The following is a 17,529-nucleotide window of genomic DNA, read 5'->3' as shown; positions in this document are numbered from 1 at the left end:
AACGCGCCCGATAGGCAGACTACGTCGTGCGCAGTCCAATATTTGGGGGGAACAGTGAGCGAATGGGAATGTGCATTCTGCGGACCGACGGATGCAAAGCGAACCAGGGAACACCTTTGGCCGGCGAGCCTGCATCGACGGGTGGCTGCTCTTCTTGATGGGGGAGAGCAAAAATTCTGGATAGCGCGTTTGGGCAAGGCATTATCCAACGAGCCAACCATTCGCGATGTTTGTGCGACCTGCAACAACGGAGAGCTGTCGAGCCTAGATAACTACATCTGCCGGGTGTTTGATCGTGAATTCAGTTTGATCCGCGAGCGCGGCGAGGAGGTGAAACTGGAATACGACTACCACTTGTTGAAGCGATGGCTTCTGAAGATGTCGTACAACTCAGCGCGTATGAGCAGTTCCGATGCGGCGCTTTTTCAGCCGCTCCTGCCCTACATAATGGGGAAAAACCAGTCGATCGGGCGGAGCGTCAAGCTCTTCCTGGAGATGACATATCCAAGCCACCTAACTGAGGAAGAAGCGCACGACGGAGTGCCGATGACTGTGAGGCCTGCCATCAATCGTGTCGGGTTCGTCGGATACGAAACACCCGCTGGCATGAAGATCGTCAGGGCAGTTCATCTGAGGAGCTTCAGTTTTCTTCTTGCCTTTCTACCCCCCACAGCAAAGGCAGCATCGATGCAGGCATTCGTGACGGAATTTCTCTCATCACGTCCCGCAGCGCGCGAGCTCAGAGCTTCCATGTCACAGGTGAGCCTGCACTGTAATGGGATTGATTGTTGGTCGTCGATTTTATCGGGCATGACGCATCGACTGAAGCCAAAGGAAACATGATGCCGTGCGACTGGAAGCTTGCGAGAGGATCGTCACCCGGAGGGGCGGAGACCGCGTGCGGGCTCCGGTCGCCCCGCGACTAGAGCCGCACGACGAAGACGTCTCGCCCGGAAAAACTTCACTGAAATGAATCGATACGCATTCACCGATTCATAAGTGTCGTTGGACGTCGATCGCGAATTTTCAGATTCTACGGGCATGATCGCTCAGCCCTATCATCTCTATGTCGAACGCACCGATGCCACGAAAAACATGGCTCGCTACTACGCGATGGAGATCACCGGCACACTGTTCGGGGAAGCCTGCCTGATCCGCTCATGGGGGCGGATCGGTCGACGGGGGCAGTGCATGAACCATCATTTCGAGCGGGAAGAAGATGCGGTCAACCTGTTCCTCACCCTCACCCGTCAAAAGCGAGCCAAGGGCTATCGTCCCAGCGCCCAAGGTCTCAAAGTAGCCAACTAGCGTATATTTGACCGTGGACGGTAGAGATTATGGGCCGCCGAAGCGGCCCTGATGGCGCCTTACTCGGGTCGCTTGTCGTCGACTTCGTAGCTGATCTCGATCTCGATAAAAAACGGGATCTTGATCGCGACCTTCAGACCGAGCTTGCCCTTGCGAAAAAGGTGACCGATGACCTTTGCGAGGGTGCCAAGCCGACGGCCGGTTGCTGTCAAGAATTTAGCGAGCTGTTGCATATGATTTCTCCTGTCGATTGCGTTTCGTCGCGGGGATGAAATGCGGATCGGAAAGGAGTGCCGCACCGGTAACGGCCGGAGCGCAGCGGAGGACCTGGGGACGGCTGAATTTTGGGCCGCGAGGAGCCGAAGGCGGGGAAAATTCTGCAGGCATCAGGTTGCGGCAGGACGCACGATCCGCATCATTCCCAATGTCGATGAAATGGGATCGACAGGAGAATTGCGGCAGCTCGACTTCGAAGACCGCGGACGATGGAAACCGCCTCAGCAAGGCGGTTCGACTTCTGCAAGGCCGTCCAGCTCGGCGTCCGCGACAATCAGCTCTGCCTGAGCCATTTCAAGCTCGGCCTGGATCTGGCGACGCTCGGCGTCATCGACAGCGTTGCGCAGCTCGACCCGCAGTTCTTCGATCTGGATTTCGAGTTCGTAGGTCATCTTCGTCTCCTTGACGTTTGTGAAAGATGACCGGCGGGTCCGAGAGGTGATGGCGGGGTCAAGGACCGCGTATGCGACCGGCAGAGCCGGGGAGTGGGGGAGCCGATTTGCGGAAGCCGCCTTTCAGGCGGGTGGAGCAAATTGGAGGAACCGCTCATCCTTGAGGCCGGCATTGCCGCTTGGCACCATCGTGCATTCTGAGCAGCTTCCCACCTCTCCGTATGCCACAAAAAAAGCCGGACCTGGCTCGATGCCGGGTCCGGCTTTGGTTCTCCGGAGAGGAGAAGGCCCCGCCGGTGGCGGAGCCCTGTGATCCTGATCAGTCGCGGTTCGGGCGGGACCAGATGAGCTGGAGGCCATCCTCGCCTTCTACTTCGGCGAGCGTTGCGTAGATCGGAGCCGGGAAGCTCGGATCGTCGAGCTTGACCGAGAGGTAGTCGCGGCCCTGCTCGGAGGTCTTCTGCCAGGCGGCGCCGAGCTCAACGCTTCCGGCATAGACGCGGAACTGCGGGCCGTTGTCGGAGGGGTTCTCGACCCGGGCGATGCGTGCCTTGACGTTGAGGGCGAGCGTGCGAATGGAGCCGGTGAAGCCGTTCTCGGTGGAGGTGAAGGTGCCGATGGTAGCCATTGTCGTATTCCTTTTCTGTGTTCGGGCCGCGCCCATCGCGGCCTCGATGGCAGTCGCAAAGACCGGGGACGATCGGACCGCACCCAGCCGGGGTCCCCATCGCGCTTGCGCGGTGGGGTGGCGATTGGGCCGCAATGAAATGGAGGGCGACAAGTCGCAGATTTGTTAGTGGGAGAGGAGGAAGGCGAAGCCTTCCGGGGTAAGAAATCTGTGCCTTGTCGTTGCGGGAAGACGATCGAGGCGCAGCCGGTCTCCGGTCAGACATGCCTCATCGAGCCCGCAGATGGGTTGCCGGAAACTCTGACGTGAAGGGATATGGCAATGGCATTCCGCCGCATTTGCCCTGGGCACGAATGGCATCCGTTCCATCGCCGCACTCGCACCGCCGTCGCCGCATGCTTCAGTTGGGGAAACGCTACCCTGTAAACATTGGCCGACTTGCCCGCTATGCGCCGTGCGATATCGTGCACACGCGAATCGCAGCCTGGAGGAACAATGCGTCAGCAGACCAAGCCGTTCATCATTGAGCGCAAACCATCCCGCAAACCAAAACCCGACGCTGCAAAACCGTCGATCTGGGGAAGGCTGGATGCTGATATTGCACAAGGTCTTCAAGACCAGCGCGACATGGATCACGCGACCGCCACCGGTGGTGCCGACCGCGCCTGAGTGTCAGGCTGCAGCCTTCAACTCCGCTTCCGGCTGCAAGGAATGCAGGAAGCTCACCGCCCGCTGCGCATGGGCCGCCGCCTGGAAGATGGCCCGCTTGTCGTTGGCAAGGACCGATAGCCACGACTGCAGGTAGGATGCGTGATCCGGCCGTGGCTCGAGCTCCGGCGCGATGCCAAGATCGGCGCAAAGGAAGCAACTGCCGAGTTCCGCGATGAGTTCTTCGCGGGCGCGATCCGTCCGGTCCTTGGCATATCGAGATAGATCACGTCCGACCCGATGTTCAGCCGCGGTCCAGTGCGTGGCCTCATGGCTGAGGACGGCCGCGTATGCGGAAGCGTCGCGAAACGCCTCGAAGGGCGGCATCTGGATATAGTCCATAACCGGCGAGTAGTAGGCCTGGTTGCCGCCGTGCCTGATCACCGCGCCGGTATTGCGGAAGAAGCGATCAGCGCTTTCAATTCGCTCGATGGGATCCCGCACCTTTACCGGCGGGGCATAATAGGTGTCGGGCAAACCATCGATCTGCTCGATATTGAACACCGAGTATGCCTTCAGGAACGGGATTTCCCGATCGACATCGTTGCCGCTCCCGTCAGCCACCGACTTGGTGAAGCGGCTGGCGAAAACGACCGTCGAGCCTGTTTCGCCTTTCCGCACGGACCCGCCCAGTTCCAGGGCCTGCTTGAAGGTCATCCACATCGAGACGGAAAAACCCCGTGACATCTGCTCCGACCACAGGAGGAGCACGTTCATGCCGGAATAGGGGAGGCCGTTGTGTCGCACCGGCCGGGTGATCCGCCCATTGGCATTGGCGCCGTTCCATGGCTTCATCCAGGGACGCACGCCCGACTCCAGATCCTCGACGATCCGATCTGTGATCCGCGTGTAGATGTCGATACGCTCAGATTCCGCTTTCCTGGCCATGACTTCTTTCTCCTTCTTCAGAGACCGCGCCTATCGCGGTCCGTCACGGAAGTCCGAAGTCAGGGGCCGATGGTGTGGCCATGCACCGGAACGGCCGCAACAGCGTGGAGGACGGCATAGCCGTTGCATGGGCGCCCGGCTCCTGCAGGACCGCCGAGCGGGACGGGCCGGGACAGGCACGTCTTCAGCCTTCATTTTCGACACAAGAAAAGGCCAGCACTGCAGGCGCCGGCCTCTGGGGGAAAGAATGAGGGCGGGGCGTTGCCCCGCCGATGGTGTCATCCGAGAGCGGCCATCTGTGCTTCGGCCGCCTTGCGGTCGAGCGATGCGCCCGGGTTCTCGACCGGCCGGTCGAATGGCTTCCAGGTCTCGCAGACAACCTGTTCGTAGGCGGCTACAGCCCCTTCGGCCGCCATGCGCAGCGCGTGGGACTGGACACCCATGTCGGCCGCAAACTCCCGCTTGCGTTGGGCGGCGCTGTCATAGCCGACCGGACCGTCGAGATCCTCGTCGCGGAGATCATTGGATGCCTTGGCGGTTGCGTCGCGCGCCTCGGTGACGGCGCGGGAGTAGAACTGTCCGGCGCCATGCGCGGACCCGACGAAGGCTCCGACGATGCGCTGGAGGTGGATCTGCATGGCCTTTTCGCCAAGGCCTTCGGAGAGGCTTTCAGCGGTCTCGACGATCAGCCGCTCGTGGAGGCTGCGGATGCCATCGCTGTCGACGATGGCCGTGCCGAAGCTTTCGGCGATCTTCTGCGCCTGCGTGGCGTCGGGGCAGGAGAGGCGGACCATTTCGAGGGTGGTGCCGCGGCGGGATTGCGACGACCGGGGATAGGAGCGGTTGGGGGTTGAGGGCTTGGCCATGTCTGTTCCTTCCGTGGCTTCCGAAGCGGTTCCGGCCCCGTGCCGGTCTGCCCTTCGATGCGGACGACCAGAACCGGCAAAGGACGGGCGGCTTCACAGGTCCGATCCGGCTGAACCAGCAGGACAGGTTTGCGGGCCAGCAGGTCTCGACCTGAGCAGACCGCGAGCCTGCCCTGGCGCAGAGAGGCTGGATCGGCCGCTCCGCGGCGCGACAGCGGCCTTGAAACGACCGGCCGCCGGTTCAGACCGCAGCGAGAAGAAGGGCAGTCCGGCACGGAGCCGACAACACGAGCAAACCGTAAAGGGACGACATCGCCATGTTCGCCAGACTGGCCTGCCTCCACACTGAGTCCGGACCGACCGTCCTGGTGACTATTGCGCGAGAGGGTGATCGCAATGCTCGAGTTCGTCGATGACTTGCTCTTGCGCCGCCAGCCTGCTGATGAGTCCGTCGAGTTCGCCCCACCTTTCGAAGACAAGCCGCTCGACAAGCTCCCGATGGTAGTGCCGTGGACCGCTTCGGCGACGCGCCCGGCTCCGCACCTTCACTGTTATCGCCTGCCGTCCAGCGCGCGCCGTAATCTGCCGGCTCAGACAATCGAGATGCCGCTGGGTCTCGCGCCGTGCACTGACTGCCTTAGCCAGAGGCCCCAAAGCGAAGGTGTTGATCATAACCCGCTCCCTCGGCTTCGCCAGCCAATGAAGGAGGATGGCCCGTGATATTCAACATGACGGGACGGATCGATGACGAAGCCAAACCGGCCGCGGCCGGCATACTCGTCGCTTGGCACCAGAAAGCGGCGTTCATCGCCAGATCGTCGGTCACCGCCGACGACCGCCACGACCTCGGTCATACCTGCGTGTTGATTGGAGAAGATCGCGGAAGTGACGACGAAGTCGGCCGCATGGCGCTTATCGAACGCCCGGCGATCCTTCGCCCAGCTTTCACCCTCGGCCAGCACGCAGCCTTGGATCACTTCCCAGGCATCCGGCCATGTATTGCGGACGGTCCTTTCGGCCAAAGAGCGCTCGTAGCCGGTGAACAGCTCCGGAAAGCTGATCGCCACGATTGCCCACTCACAATCTTCCTCATACCAGGGCGTCTCTTTCCGCAGCAGGAGATGAACCCTTGCATTACGGTCGGAAGAGAGGTGAAAGCCACCGTGGCCGGCCGTGCTATGGGCGACGACGCCCTCGGCATAGATGACCGCCATCTGCGATCCGCCCCAGGGCGTACTGGCCGACATCCGGGTCTGTACGCGGTTTAGCTTGGCCAGATCGCGTTTATGCGCCGCGGTCTCGGCGACGCGCGCCCGGAATTCGGCTTCGTCAGCCACCCGTCCATCATGCCCGATGAAGTCGGCGCGCGTCAGATCTGCCAGCGGCCTGCGGACAAAGACTGCGCTCGCAAGGAACGCGAAGCCGCTGGGTGATGTGACCATGGCAAGGACCAGGTCATCGATGCGGGCGACGGGCAGGCCGTCCGCACTGGTGGCAAACTCCACCCCCGAAACATCGGGGGTGGGCGCTTTCATGTGCGAGTGGAGGACGGCGATCATGCGGCAGCCCTCTGATCAAAATCCTGATCATGCTCGTCGTCGGCGTCGACGTTGACGCCCTGCAGGTCGACCTGTTCTGCATCTTCATCGGCCGGCCCATCCTGTTCTTCATCGACGCTCGCACCATCACCGTCGTCATCTTCATGCCCGGCCGAGCCGATGACGTCCGTGGCAGCACCTGCGCGGATCCAGTCGAGCAGCTCGTCGGCCGGCGGGGCGAAGCGGCCGGCGGGATGGACGAAGTGCTGAGTTGCAAAGTGCTCGATGAGTGCTGCACGGGTTTCGCGCACCTTCTGCCGCGGCTGGATCGACGCCTCAGTGCAAGACGCTTCCAGCGCCTGGCGCGACAAGCACAAGAGAAAATCCTCCGAACCCATGTTCGGAAGGAATTCGTCGGCGCCGATCGCATCGCCGGCGATGCGCGAGATCATGCCGCTGTTCGACATTCCGCGGCGGCACGAGAGAACGTCGATCAGCACGGAGCGGACGGCGACCCGGAGCGTATCCTGATCGAAGGCGAGCTTGCCATGCTTATCGAACAAGCCCACGACATGCCGCGAGAAGCGTTTCCCACCATAGAAGGTCCCGTCCGCACCGGACTCGACGCGGACATTCTGGCCGGCGAAGGCCAGCACCAGCAGCGCCATCAACATGTCATCCTCGATCGGCGCGCGGCCGAGGGCGTCGTGCAGGGCGTCAGTGCGGAAATCACCGATCATATCATGGCCCTTCTGGGTCACATCCGGCCGGGCCTTCGACGTGACGATCGTATCGGCGTCATCGCCGCCAGTGACCGGTTCGTCGCCAGCAATCCCCTTGGGCTTTGCCGCCTCTGGCATCCGGTAATGCACCGTCTGCACCTTGCCGTCGCGATCGAGATAGATCGCTGTGTGGTCGGACTTTGACGGCTTGCCGTAAACCTGGCTTGCCTTCTTCGGCAGTTCCGGTTGGCCCCAGCTGTTGATCTCAACGATCGCGCCGCGTTTCGGCAGGTTGCTCGTCATCCATTCGTGCTGGGCACCCATGAAGCCCTCGACATTGGTGGTGTAGCGACCATCCTGGTCAGCCGGTGCAAAGAGATCCTCCACCCACTCGATGCCATAGGCCTGAGCCAGATCGTCGCCAAAGCTTGCATCCTTGGCGTACATGCGCTTTTTGGTCAGGGCATTGGCGATCTGCCACCAAGGCGCAGTGTCCCCCTTCTTCGGTTTATGCGCCTTCCAGACTTCCTTCTGGTCGACCTTGCCGGCGGCCGCAATCACCCGCAGCTGCTGCTCGTTTGGCATGTCGCCGAGCGCCATCTGCTCGAGCATGGCCGGCAGGACATTCGCAAGGAGGCGCAGCTTGCGGATCTGGCGGACCGGGAGGGCAAGCGCGACCGCAATCGCTTCCTCGGTCCAGCCAAGAGCCACGAGACGTTCGATGCCGCGCCACTGATCGACAGGATTGAGCGGTTCGCGGACGCTGTTTTCGACCATCGAGCGCATCGCGCCGTTGTCGTTAGCCGCATCCACGACAAGGATGTCGATTTCTTCAAGGCCGGCAGCAATGGCAAGTCGGACCCGGCGGTGGCCGGCGTCGATGATGTAGCCATTGCCACCATCCGGTTCCGGCGCGACCACAGGTGGCTGGACGATGCCGACGGCCTTGATCGTGGCCAGCATCAGCGCATCGGCTTGCGGCGAAGACTTCGACTGGCGCATCCGGTCGGGATTTTCCTTCAGCGCGCGGGGGTCAACCTTCACAATCTGCATGGTGTCATTCCTTTCGGGAGAATTCCGGACCGGCGCCCTGCCAGCCCTTCCTGTCTTCATTTTTCTCGAAGACATCTCCCGGACCGCCGATCGGCCGGACTGACGCAACTGCGACCGAGCATCCCTGCTGCGAAGGACAAGCGGGGCTCACAGCCCTGCGAAGGACGAGTGGCCGGGATGGCACAGGTGGCGGTTGAGCAACCGCGTCGGCAGGAGGACCGATCAGCGATCGGTTCTTTTCCTTTTCCTCCTCCTTCTCCTCCGTTTCTATGTTGAAAGGCGGGGCGGCGAATGCTGCGGCGCGAATGGCACGCAGGACCTTACCAGGAAACGAAAACGCAAAAGGGCGCTCGACCCGTGAGGGGAGCGCCCTTTTGCTGATCCCGGACCACGTCGAAAACCACAGCGATAGCGGCGGCAGGACATCATCTGAACGGGAAGTGATTTTCAGATATGGATTAGGTCGAGAAATTACAAGTCTCGACCTCATCATTGCAGCGACGGGACCGGAGCCCGGGCCGTCGGGCCAGGCTTTCGTTCTCATGCAGCAATCGGTTCTGCATCGGCGATAGCGGAGGTCGCCAGTTGCTCCTCGACGTCGCGAAGTTGCTTCCTTTTAGCGCCGAGCTCATCGCCAAACTGGAATGCACCGCCGATGCGCGACTGGTACGAACTCAAGCGGCGCTCGGCCTCTTCGAGACGCCGACGATACTGACGCAGCTCCTCTTCGAAGCCATCAAGGCCATGCTCAAGTCGCGAGATGGCACCGAGCGGCGTGACCGTGATCGCCAGATCGATCTCGCAGTCGGCGCCGGTACGCTGAAGCAGTGTTTCGTAGCGATAGCCGTCGCCCTTGCCGAACCGCTCGCCCTCATAGAGGAGATCGAAGCCGCCGATCGTCGCCAGATGAACCTCCCCCTCCTGCTGAAGCTGTAGAAGTGTGAGGATCTCCTTCATCAGCGCGCGACCGGCCTCTTTGCGCTCGGTGTGAACCTGCCCGAGCACCGTCATGGTGAAGGCATCACCGGTGGTCGGCTGTAGGCGGGAGATGTCCACGCCGATTTCGCCAATGCGCCGAATCGAGACCTCGATCTCGCGTTCAGCGTCGCGCATCTGCCGGCGAACGGCATATTGATCATCCTCATGGGCAGCCCTGAGGCGATCAAGCCGAGCAATATCGGCCTCCAGTCCCGCCTTCTGCATCAGCCGCTCGTCGCCCGATGCGATGGCCTTTGCCATAGCGAACTGGTTGGCAGCGCCTTCACCAACGTCTTCGAGCCGCCGGATCGAGGTGTCGCCCGAAAGTGCTGCGGCGATGAACCGGGCCTTGCGCTCGTTGTTCTGCCACATCGAGGCGTCGAGCGAGCCCTCCGTGGCATAGGCGAAGATATCGACCTCATCATGCTGATTGCCCTGCCGCACGATCCGGCCCTCACGCTGTTCGATCTGCGATGGCAGCCATGGCACATCGAGGTGATGGAGCGCCTTGAGTCTCAACTGAGCATTGACGCCAGTGCCCATGGTTTCGGAACTCCCGATCAGGAACCGCACTTTGCCGGCGCGGACGTCGCCGAACAACCTCTGCTTGGCATCGGTCTTTTTGTAATCCTGCATGAAGGCGATCTGCGCGGCCGGAACACCGAGCCGGATCAGCTCGTCGCGGATGAAGCGATACGCCGAGAAACCGCGGGACTTCTCGACATTGATCGTGCCGAGATCCGAAAAGATCATCTGGGCGGCGCCCGGGAGATCAAACTCCTTGCCGTCGGGGCGGCGATAGATCGCTTTGCTGGTTTCCTTCCAGATCCGGTGGGCATTGCGGACGAGCAGATTGAGCTTGTTGTCCGCCTCGTTCTCGGCAGCCGGCATGACGAAGCGCAGGTCGATCGCCGCATGGCGGCCATCAGTGATGACCGAGAGCAGGATGTCGTCACCGGGCTTGGCTGGGCCCTCGCGCTGTTCGATCGCCTTTATCCGGCCATCGAGTGTCTGCTGGTAGCTCTTGAACAAAGCCGTCGGCTTGGCCGTCAGGATCTGACGTCGGCCAGTCGAGATGTTCGGGACTTTCACATATTGCCGGAGATCGTCCGACATGACCACATCGGCGAAGGAGCGGAACATGGCGATGAGTTCGGGGACGTTGACGAAGGAGGCGAAGCGGCTGACCGGCTTGTACTTGCCGGATGGCTGGATTTCGAGTTCGGTCGTCGTATCGCCGAAGCAGGATGCCCAGGCATCGAACTCGTGCAGCCCGCGCTCGGCAAGTGCCTCTTGGCCGAGCAGCCGCTGGATGGAGAACATTTCTCCGAGCGTGTTGGTGATCGGCGTGCCGGATGCCAGAACCAGTGCCCGGCCGGGGTTCCGCGTTTCGATGTAGCGAGATTTGACGTAGAGATCCCAGGCGCGCTGCGAACCGTTCGGGTCGATGCCCTTCAGCGTAGACATATTGGTGGCGAAGGAGAGCTTTCGGAACTCCTGCGCCTCGTCGACAACGATCTGATCGACGCCGATTTCCGAGATCGTCAGCAGATCGTCCTTGCGGGTGGCGAGGCCTTCAAGCCGTTCCCGCAATCCTTCTTTCAGCCGCTCGAGCCGCTTGCGTGAGACGCGGTCCTCGCTATCGACCTTGGTCAGCAAGTCTTCGTAAAGCTGCAGCTCGTCCTGGATCATCTCCTGCTCGAAGGCAGTTGGGACGGCGATAAACCGGAAGGCCGAATGCGTGATGATGATCGCGTCCCAGGTTGCCGTCGCCGCGCGTGACAGGAACCGGGCGCGCTTGTCCTTGGTGAAATTGGTTTCGTCGGCGACGAGAATACGGGCATTCGGATAGAGGGCCAGAAATTCGCGGGCGGCCTGCGCCAGGCAATGGCCCGGCACGACCAGCATCGCCTTGGCGATCAGGCCAAGCCGGCGCTGTTCCATGATGGCAGCGGCCATGGTCATCGTCTTGCCGGCGCCGACGGCATGGGCGAGATAGGTCGAGCCATCGGCGATGATCCGCCAGATCCCGCGTTTCTGGTGCCCATACAGAACAAAGGCGCCAGAGGCGCCGGGGAGTTTGAGATGGGAGCCGTCGAATTTGCGCGGCGCGATATTGTTGAAGCGGTCATTATAGTCCCGCGCCAACCGATCAGTGCGGTCGGGATCGGTCCAGACCCAATCCTGGAAAGACTGCTTGATCCTCTGCAGCTTATCACGGGCGGCTTCGGTATCGACGACGTTCAAGACCCGACGCTCGCCATCGGCATCCTTGAACACATCAAAAATCTGCGGGACCCGGCTGTTCAGCGCATCGGCGAGCAGATCGCCGGCGTGGCGGCGACTGGTGCCCCATTCGGATGTGCCAGCGGCGCTGTAGCCCAGCTGACGCGCCTCTACCGTCCATGACCCAAGTTCGGGCATATGGTGGATGCGGATGTCCGCCTCCATCTTCTCCTTCACGAAGGCGACGACATCGGAAGCCGGGATCCATGGCGCGCCGAGACGCGCGGTGATGTCGGAGGGGCGAAGATCGGCCGGCTGAACATCGGTCAGGGCGCGGACATTGCGCTCATAGGTCGGATCAAGTTCGGCGGCAGCCTGCGCGGCAGCGAGCTTGGTGCGGACAGCGCCGGAGAGATATCCGTCTGCCGTTTTCCAGGACCCATCTGTCGGATCGCGGAAGACGGCGTCGCCCAGCTCGTCGATCACCGCCACTCGATCGCTGTGCAGCAGCTCGGCGACATGGTCGATATCGACATGCCCGCGTTCATTCAGCACAACGGCGAGCGCATCGGCGGGAGATGTGATGGTCGGCGCTGCGGGCGGCGCAATCACGCGCTCGGCAAAGATCGGACCAGGTTTTGCCGTGTCAGTCTCCAGATCGTAATCCTCGATCGAAGCGACCAGCCAGCAATCGGGATCGTCGCGAAAAGGGGCAAGGTTCGGCTGGCGATGGGTTTCCTTGACCTCGCCGGTTTCCGCATCCTCCTGGATCGAGACAGTGGTGTGGTTGACCGGCCCGAAATCGCGGACGAAGCTCGACCAGGCGATGCGCAGCCGCACCTGAAGATCGCGCCAGGGCCGGTCGCTCTCCTGAGCCTTCAATACCTCGCGCACGGCTTCGCGGATCGGGATGAGTTTGCTGATGATCCGGACGTGCTTTTCCGAGATGCCGTCGCTCGAGCGGCCCTTGCGGACCATAACGGGGACGGCCGTGCCGTCCAGCATCTGCATCAGGCCCTTCGAGCGGTCGAGGAAGAAGCTGCCCTCGCGAACGGGCCCGCCCTTCGGCTGCAGATCGACGATCTCGCCCAACTCGTCCTCCAGGTCGATATCGATGGGCGTCGGCTCACCGTCATAGAGATCGGCCGGCAGGAGATCGATGGCAGCGGCGAGGGCTGCTTCCAGATCCTCGCCATTGCGGGGGCGGCACGTATAGGTCTCGCCGAACGGTCCGGAGGTCAGCGCGTGGGTACCGAGCACAAAGTCGGGGTATCGGGCGAACCACCGGTTCACGCGGACGGCCCCTTCATCATCGGTGGCGGGCCGGACCTGATCGACATCGAGCCACAGCTGATCGCCCTCCGGCTCGCCGAGTTTGCGCTTGCGGAAGAAGAGGATGTCGACGACGACATCCGTGCCGGCGTCGCGGCGGAAGCTGCCCTCGGGCAGGCGGATCGCGGCGACTAGATCGGCGGATTTGGCAATATGCTCACGCGCCGTCATATCGGCCTTGTCCATCGTCCCGTGTGAAGTGACGAAGGCGGCAAGCGCGCCGGGCTTCAGGAGATCGATCGACCGGGCGATGAAGTAGTCGTGCAGCCGGAAACCGAGCGCCCGATAGGCGCGGTCCGAGCGGACAGTGCGGTCAGAGAAGGGCGGATTGCCGATGGCGAGATCGTAGATCGCCGCCAGATCGGTGCGGGCGAAGTCGCCGTTGATGATCCGGGCCTTCGGCTGAAGGAGACCGACGATACGGGCGGTGACTGGATCGAGCTCGATCCCGGTGACATAGGTGGCATCGCGGTAGGGCTGCGGCATCAGGGCAGGAAAGAGGCCCGTGCCGATTCCCGGCTCCAGGACGCGGCCGCCGCGCCAACCGAGTCTCCCAATACCGGCCCAGATCGCCCGGATGATGAACTCGGGCGTGAAATGAGCATACTGGGTGCAGCGGGCGAGCGACGCGTAGTCGGCTTCGGAGACGGCAGTCTCGAGCGATGAGCCGAGATCGTCCCAGCCCTGCCAAAAATCAACCTCGCCCGGCCGACGGAACATGCCGTTGGCGAGCTCGCCGGAGCCGAAGCCGGTGAACCGGACCAACTGCGCCTGCTCCTTGGGCGTTGCTGGCCGGTCCTGCTTGGCAATGCCTTCAGCAACGAGGATCGCCGCGACGTTGGCGCGAGCGCGATCCTTCCAGGACGCACCAAGATTTCGATCACCATCAAGATAGAAGTTTGACCGAATTCCTGCCCGGCGGACAGGCGTGGCAACGGGCGGCAGGGCGGACGCGGGCGCGGGCGGAGTGGGCTCCGGGTCGTCATCATTGGCAGCATCAGGTGAGAAACCGCCAAACGCGGTAACACCGAGCCCCAGGCCGGAGGACATGGCCGAGCTGCCGAACATGTCGAAGGTAAAGGGGTCATTACTCATGGGAAAGCTCCTTTGAAACGAGGGCGTGCGCAACCGTCCGGTCGAGACCTCGACCGGCTGCATTGCCCAATTGCGGGGATTGGTCTGGCTTAAGCGGCCAGGGGTGAAGGGAGATGGCGCAGATGCACCGGCAGCTTGGCGGCGATCTCGTCGTCGCTCAGCGTGTCAAGGAGTTTGAGGAACGTCCCTTCCTTCCCTCCATAGAGGATGATCGTGCGATGGCCCTGCATGGGCTTCGGCCAGCGGTCGCCCGCGTATCCGCGATAGTCGACCGCAGTAGTGCTCCAGATATGCTCGAGCCGTTCTTCGCGGCTCATCGCCCGAACCGGCCGGGTTTCGCGGTCGAGGATCGAGGAACGCATCGCCTCTACCGAATTCGGATCGGAGAGGTCGCAGTAGGTGTGAAAATAGCGGACGGCGTCATCGACCCGGATCGCGTAGAAGACCGAGGTCACGGAGCCGGTCATGAACTCGCGCATCGCAAAGATCGGCCCCCGCATCCACAGCGGCGGCAGGATGTCGAGCATGTAGGAGTAGGAGGTCTCGTCGATCTCGAACCATTCGCCGGCATAGGTGGCAGACTGATCACCATCTGAACGATCTGGGCGCTCGGCGTGCCGGTCGAACATTCGGAACATGTCGGCGCGTTTGGCTACACCTTGAAACACTTTGCGGGGGAGGGATATCGAGGTCATCAGCCTGGTCCTTTCGGGGTTTGGGGACCGAAGGCAGCGATGTCGTCTCGACCTCACCATTCTCTTCAGTCCTTCATGACCCCTCCTTCGTTGCCGGCCTCGTGTCCGGCCGGGTCAAGGGCCGGCGCATGCCGGGCGAAGCCTCCCTTGATGCGGCCGGCGCGCATGCGGCAGGCCTCAACTTCTTCTCCATTTCCTCTCCCGTCTCTCCTTTTCCTTGACTTTCAGAACCTCGTTCCAGTCGTCCGCCGAAGGCCGTAGCCTCTGCCAGTCGCACCCGGACGCTTCGGCGAGCGCACGCAATCTCCCTGCATAGACGTCACCCTGTGAGTTCGCATCCGTTGCGGCGACCAGTGTCAGGCCCGGCCGTACAGCAAGTTCGGAGATTGCCGCATCGGTCGCCGGAGACCACCCGCCGCCTGTACTGAGATAAAGAGTTCCTGCCCGCAAGCCTTCGAGCGCTGCGAGGCTCATTGCATCGATCGCCGCCTCGGTGACGCAGAGACGAGAGGCATCGCCCTGTCCCAAACGGAAAAGAACCTTCGAGCCCCCGGTCGAAAACCCGCGCCATTCGGGTCCTCGTTCTTCCCAGCCGACGACCCGACTGTTGCTGTCGAGATGCGCCGCCCACATGCTGCCAAAAGGTCCTTCCCGAAGAAGACCCTCCCGGATGGCCTGCCGGGCAATGACAGACGGGATTGAGCGCTCCCAACACAGATAGCGCCAGGCGCTGGTCCCGGGCGAAGGCGTGCGCCGGTACCGCCAGCGTTGGACAATGTCTTCCACTGGCGCTGACGTCCGCTGGCTTTTCCATTCCGGCCGGGAAAGTCGAAAACCGATTAGCGATGCGACGGCTTCCGCCGCGGGCGGGAAAGGGCTCCTATCCAGAAACATGACCAGAGCGAAGACGTCGCCCTTTTCATCGCCGAGCGGATCGAACCAGCCTCGTCCCTCATGCGTGACGATGATGATATTGCCGCCCTGTCGGTATTTGATGGCACGTCGCGTGCTTTTCTTCACATCGAGTTGGTATCCGGCCCGTTCAAGAACGGCTTCGCAACTCACCTTCGCGCGCAGCGCCTCTAATTCTTCTCGGTTCATTTTCTTCTCCTGCCGCGCAGCGGCTGTCCCTTCTTGCTTCCCGCATTTTGCGGGCCACCTTCCACCCGCCGCGAAGAGCGAAGGGTGCAAGGGCGCTGCATGCAACTGACAAAAGTTGCAGCAATATGCTGCGGCGAAGCTTCCCTTGCGGCCGACAGGTCGCCAGCGGCAGCCACAGGCGGGTCTCAATGAGACCCGCGGGGGAGATATTCGTGGACGATCTCAAGATCGTCTTCGTCATCGAGTTCGTCGGACGGAAGAACGCCGAATTCGTCGCCGGACTTGAAGAGAGTGATGGGGACCATCAGATCGTTGCAGAGGTGGAAGGCGTGGGACCGTGCGAGGGAAAGATCGTGTGCCATGTTGAGGTGCTCCATCGGAAGCGGGCCAATTCCCGCTGATGGCTCCTCAAAGGAACAGGTACGGTCGCGATCACCGCGGAGGCGAAGACGGAGCGGCGGCAGCTTGCTAGCCGACCCCTTGAGGGTTGATCGACGGAGAACCGGGCCTGGTCCAGGACGCCATCACAAGAAGCGGGATTGGAGTGTTTCCGAACTGCTCGATGCTGGCGCTCGATCGACGACCATCAATCGCAGATTCAGCGCGTCGCTCGGCGCGTCAGGCACCGACAGCCCGATAAAAGATAAGCACATTTTATCGTTATATGTCAGATACTTAAAAAATATTGCGTAAGTTCTATTATGGAACTGTGGGGTGAAGCACATCCAGTTGGGTGCTGAGGTGACAGGTGGGCGGTGATGACCACTTCAATTCCATCTGCTGATAGCGTTCGTCCAACTGAGTCGATTATACGTTCATCGTCGTCCCGACGCTCTTCGATCAGCGCCACCTTCGGCTTGAATTGGGGATAGAAGCCCATTCGTCAGGCCAGCGTCGCTCGTGACGCCGACGAGTCCCGCGACAGCGATGCTATCGGCTGGGAACTCCTGCGCTGCAATCTCCACAATGCCGCATTCGGAGCTGTCCTTCCGCCGTTTTTGTAACGCATCGCCACTCCTTGCAATCTGCGCCATTGTATTACGATTGTAATGTGTATAAGTGATCGTACTGCAATGATGCACCACTGGTAAAATCTCAGGGGTTCGGAGACAGCGATGACCTCAAATTCCAAAAAGACCGCTCTGGTAACGGGAGCCTCGTCCGGCATCGGTCTTGCGAGTGCCGCAGCCTTGGCACGAGCCGGCTTCACAGTCTTCGGCACGAGCCGCAAGCCGAGTAGCGAGAGCTCGGGCCAATTCTCGATGCTGGCTTGTGACGTGACCAACGAAGCCTCTGTGGCTTCGCTCGTTTCGACGGTGCTCTCAAATACCGGACGTATCGACGTTCTCGTCAACAACGCCGGCCTAGGTATGTTTGGTGGGGCCGAAGAGTCCTCCGTCGCTCAGGTTCAGAGCTTGTTCGACGTTAACCTGTTCGGTGTCATGCGGATGACCAACGCCGTGCTGCCTTCAATGCGTCGTCGGGGAGAGGGGCGCATCGTCAACCTCAGTTCGGCGCTGGGGTTCGTGCCGGCACCGTACTCGGCGCATTACGCAGCGAGCAAGTACGCACTCGAAGGCTATTCGGAGTCGCTCGACCACGAAATCCGCGGCTTCAACGTCCGCGTTTCGTTGATCGAGCCGGGCACCGTCCAAGGCAGTTTCGACCACAGCTCGCTGGAACCGGATTCCAAGATGAAGGAGTATGACGCGGGGCGTGCCTG

The 17,529-nt window shown here is 61.7% G+C and carries 16 protein-coding genes; 5 read left to right on the top strand and 11 right to left on the bottom strand.

Annotated features, from left to right (window positions below):
- Positions 1–54: 54 nt before the first annotated feature.
- On the top strand, positions 55–843 hold the full coding sequence (locus CO667_RS28745) for a hypothetical protein (RefSeq protein WP_143540756.1): 789 nt from the start codon (positions 55–57) through the stop codon (positions 841–843).
- 156 nt (positions 844–999) lie between these two features.
- On the top strand, positions 1,000–1,308 hold the full coding sequence (locus tag CO667_RS28740; RefSeq protein WP_348627817.1) for a WGR domain-containing protein: 309 nt from the start codon (positions 1,000–1,002) through the stop codon (positions 1,306–1,308).
- A 59-nt stretch (positions 1,309–1,367) separates the two neighbouring features.
- Here CO667_RS28740 and CO667_RS35535 read toward each other — a convergent pair whose 3' ends face one another.
- From CO667_RS35535 to CO667_RS28735, 3 genes are all read right to left on the bottom strand, one after another.
- The gene (locus CO667_RS35535) at positions 1,368–1,541 is read right to left on the bottom strand and encodes a hypothetical protein (protein ID WP_179874242.1); all 174 of its coding nucleotides are present in this window, start codon (positions 1,539–1,541) and stop codon (positions 1,368–1,370) included.
- A 264-nt stretch (positions 1,542–1,805) separates the two neighbouring features.
- On the bottom strand, positions 1,806–1,976 hold the full coding sequence (locus CO667_RS35530) for a hypothetical protein (protein WP_179874241.1): 171 nt from the start codon (positions 1,974–1,976) through the stop codon (positions 1,806–1,808).
- Positions 1,977–2,295: 319 nt separating this feature from the next.
- On the bottom strand, positions 2,296–2,604 hold the full coding sequence (locus CO667_RS28735) for a DUF736 domain-containing protein (RefSeq protein WP_097621641.1): 309 nt from the start codon (positions 2,602–2,604) through the stop codon (positions 2,296–2,298).
- Between the two features lie 495 nt (positions 2,605–3,099).
- Here CO667_RS28735 and CO667_RS35525 point away from each other — a divergent pair, with 495 nt between their 5' ends.
- Complete coding sequence (locus CO667_RS35525; protein WP_179874240.1) at positions 3,100–3,273, top strand: hypothetical protein; 174 nt, start codon at positions 3,100–3,102, stop codon at positions 3,271–3,273.
- Between the two features lie 3 nt (positions 3,274–3,276).
- Here CO667_RS35525 and CO667_RS28730 read toward each other — a convergent pair whose 3' ends face one another.
- From CO667_RS28730 to CO667_RS28690, 8 genes are all read right to left on the bottom strand, one after another.
- Positions 3,277–4,200 carry a zincin-like metallopeptidase domain-containing protein gene (locus tag CO667_RS28730; protein WP_097621640.1) on the bottom strand — a complete coding sequence of 308 codons (924 nt, stop codon included), beginning with the start codon at positions 4,198–4,200 and terminating at the stop codon, positions 3,277–3,279.
- A 278-nt stretch (positions 4,201–4,478) separates the two neighbouring features.
- A complete protein-coding gene (locus CO667_RS28725) occupies positions 4,479–5,066 on the bottom strand; it encodes a hypothetical protein (protein WP_097621639.1) in 588 nt (195 codons plus the stop codon).
- Positions 5,067–5,438: 372 nt separating this feature from the next.
- Positions 5,439–5,738, bottom strand: coding sequence for a hypothetical protein (locus CO667_RS28720; RefSeq protein ID WP_097621638.1), 300 nt, complete (start codon positions 5,736–5,738; stop codon positions 5,439–5,441).
- Positions 5,735–6,625 carry a hypothetical protein gene (locus CO667_RS28715; protein WP_097621637.1) on the bottom strand — a complete coding sequence of 297 codons (891 nt, stop codon included), beginning with the start codon at positions 6,623–6,625 and terminating at the stop codon, positions 5,735–5,737. Before CO667_RS28715 ends, CO667_RS28720 begins: the two co-directional genes overlap by 4 nt.
- A complete protein-coding gene (locus CO667_RS28710; RefSeq protein WP_097621636.1) occupies positions 6,622–8,379 on the bottom strand; it encodes a ParB/RepB/Spo0J family partition protein in 1,758 nt (585 codons plus the stop codon). The genes CO667_RS28715 and CO667_RS28710 overlap by 4 nt, the downstream gene beginning before the upstream one ends.
- Positions 8,380–8,919: 540 nt before the next feature.
- Entirely contained in the window at positions 8,920–14,010 is a 5,091-nt protein-coding gene (locus CO667_RS28700) for a DEAD/DEAH box helicase family protein (protein ID WP_097621635.1), read from the bottom strand.
- A gap of 89 nt (positions 14,011–14,099) precedes the next feature.
- On the bottom strand, positions 14,100–14,705 hold the full coding sequence (locus tag CO667_RS28695; protein ID WP_097621634.1) for a DUF1419 domain-containing protein: 606 nt from the start codon (positions 14,703–14,705) through the stop codon (positions 14,100–14,102).
- Positions 14,706–14,882: 177 nt separating this feature from the next.
- The gene (locus CO667_RS28690; RefSeq protein WP_245433327.1) at positions 14,883–15,599 is read right to left on the bottom strand and encodes a DUF3991 and toprim domain-containing protein; all 717 of its coding nucleotides are present in this window, start codon (positions 15,597–15,599) and stop codon (positions 14,883–14,885) included.
- 419 nt (positions 15,600–16,018) lie between these two features.
- On the opposite strand from CO667_RS28690, the gene CO667_RS35520 reads away from it, so the two are divergent.
- Both CO667_RS35520 and CO667_RS28685 read left to right on the top strand, forming a co-directional pair.
- On the top strand, positions 16,019–16,207 hold the full coding sequence (locus CO667_RS35520) for a hypothetical protein (protein ID WP_179874238.1): 189 nt from the start codon (positions 16,019–16,021) through the stop codon (positions 16,205–16,207).
- A 714-nt stretch (positions 16,208–16,921) separates the two neighbouring features.
- On the top strand, positions 16,922–17,529 hold a 608-nt coding region (locus CO667_RS28685), incomplete at its 3' end, for an oxidoreductase (RefSeq protein WP_097621633.1).

The organism is Rhizobium sp. L43, from assembly GCF_002531725.1.
Classification (GTDB): domain Bacteria; phylum Pseudomonadota; class Alphaproteobacteria; order Rhizobiales; family Rhizobiaceae; genus Rhizobium.
Note: the sequence above shows the minus strand (reverse complement) of the source record. Positions and strands in the feature narration are given on the sequence as shown.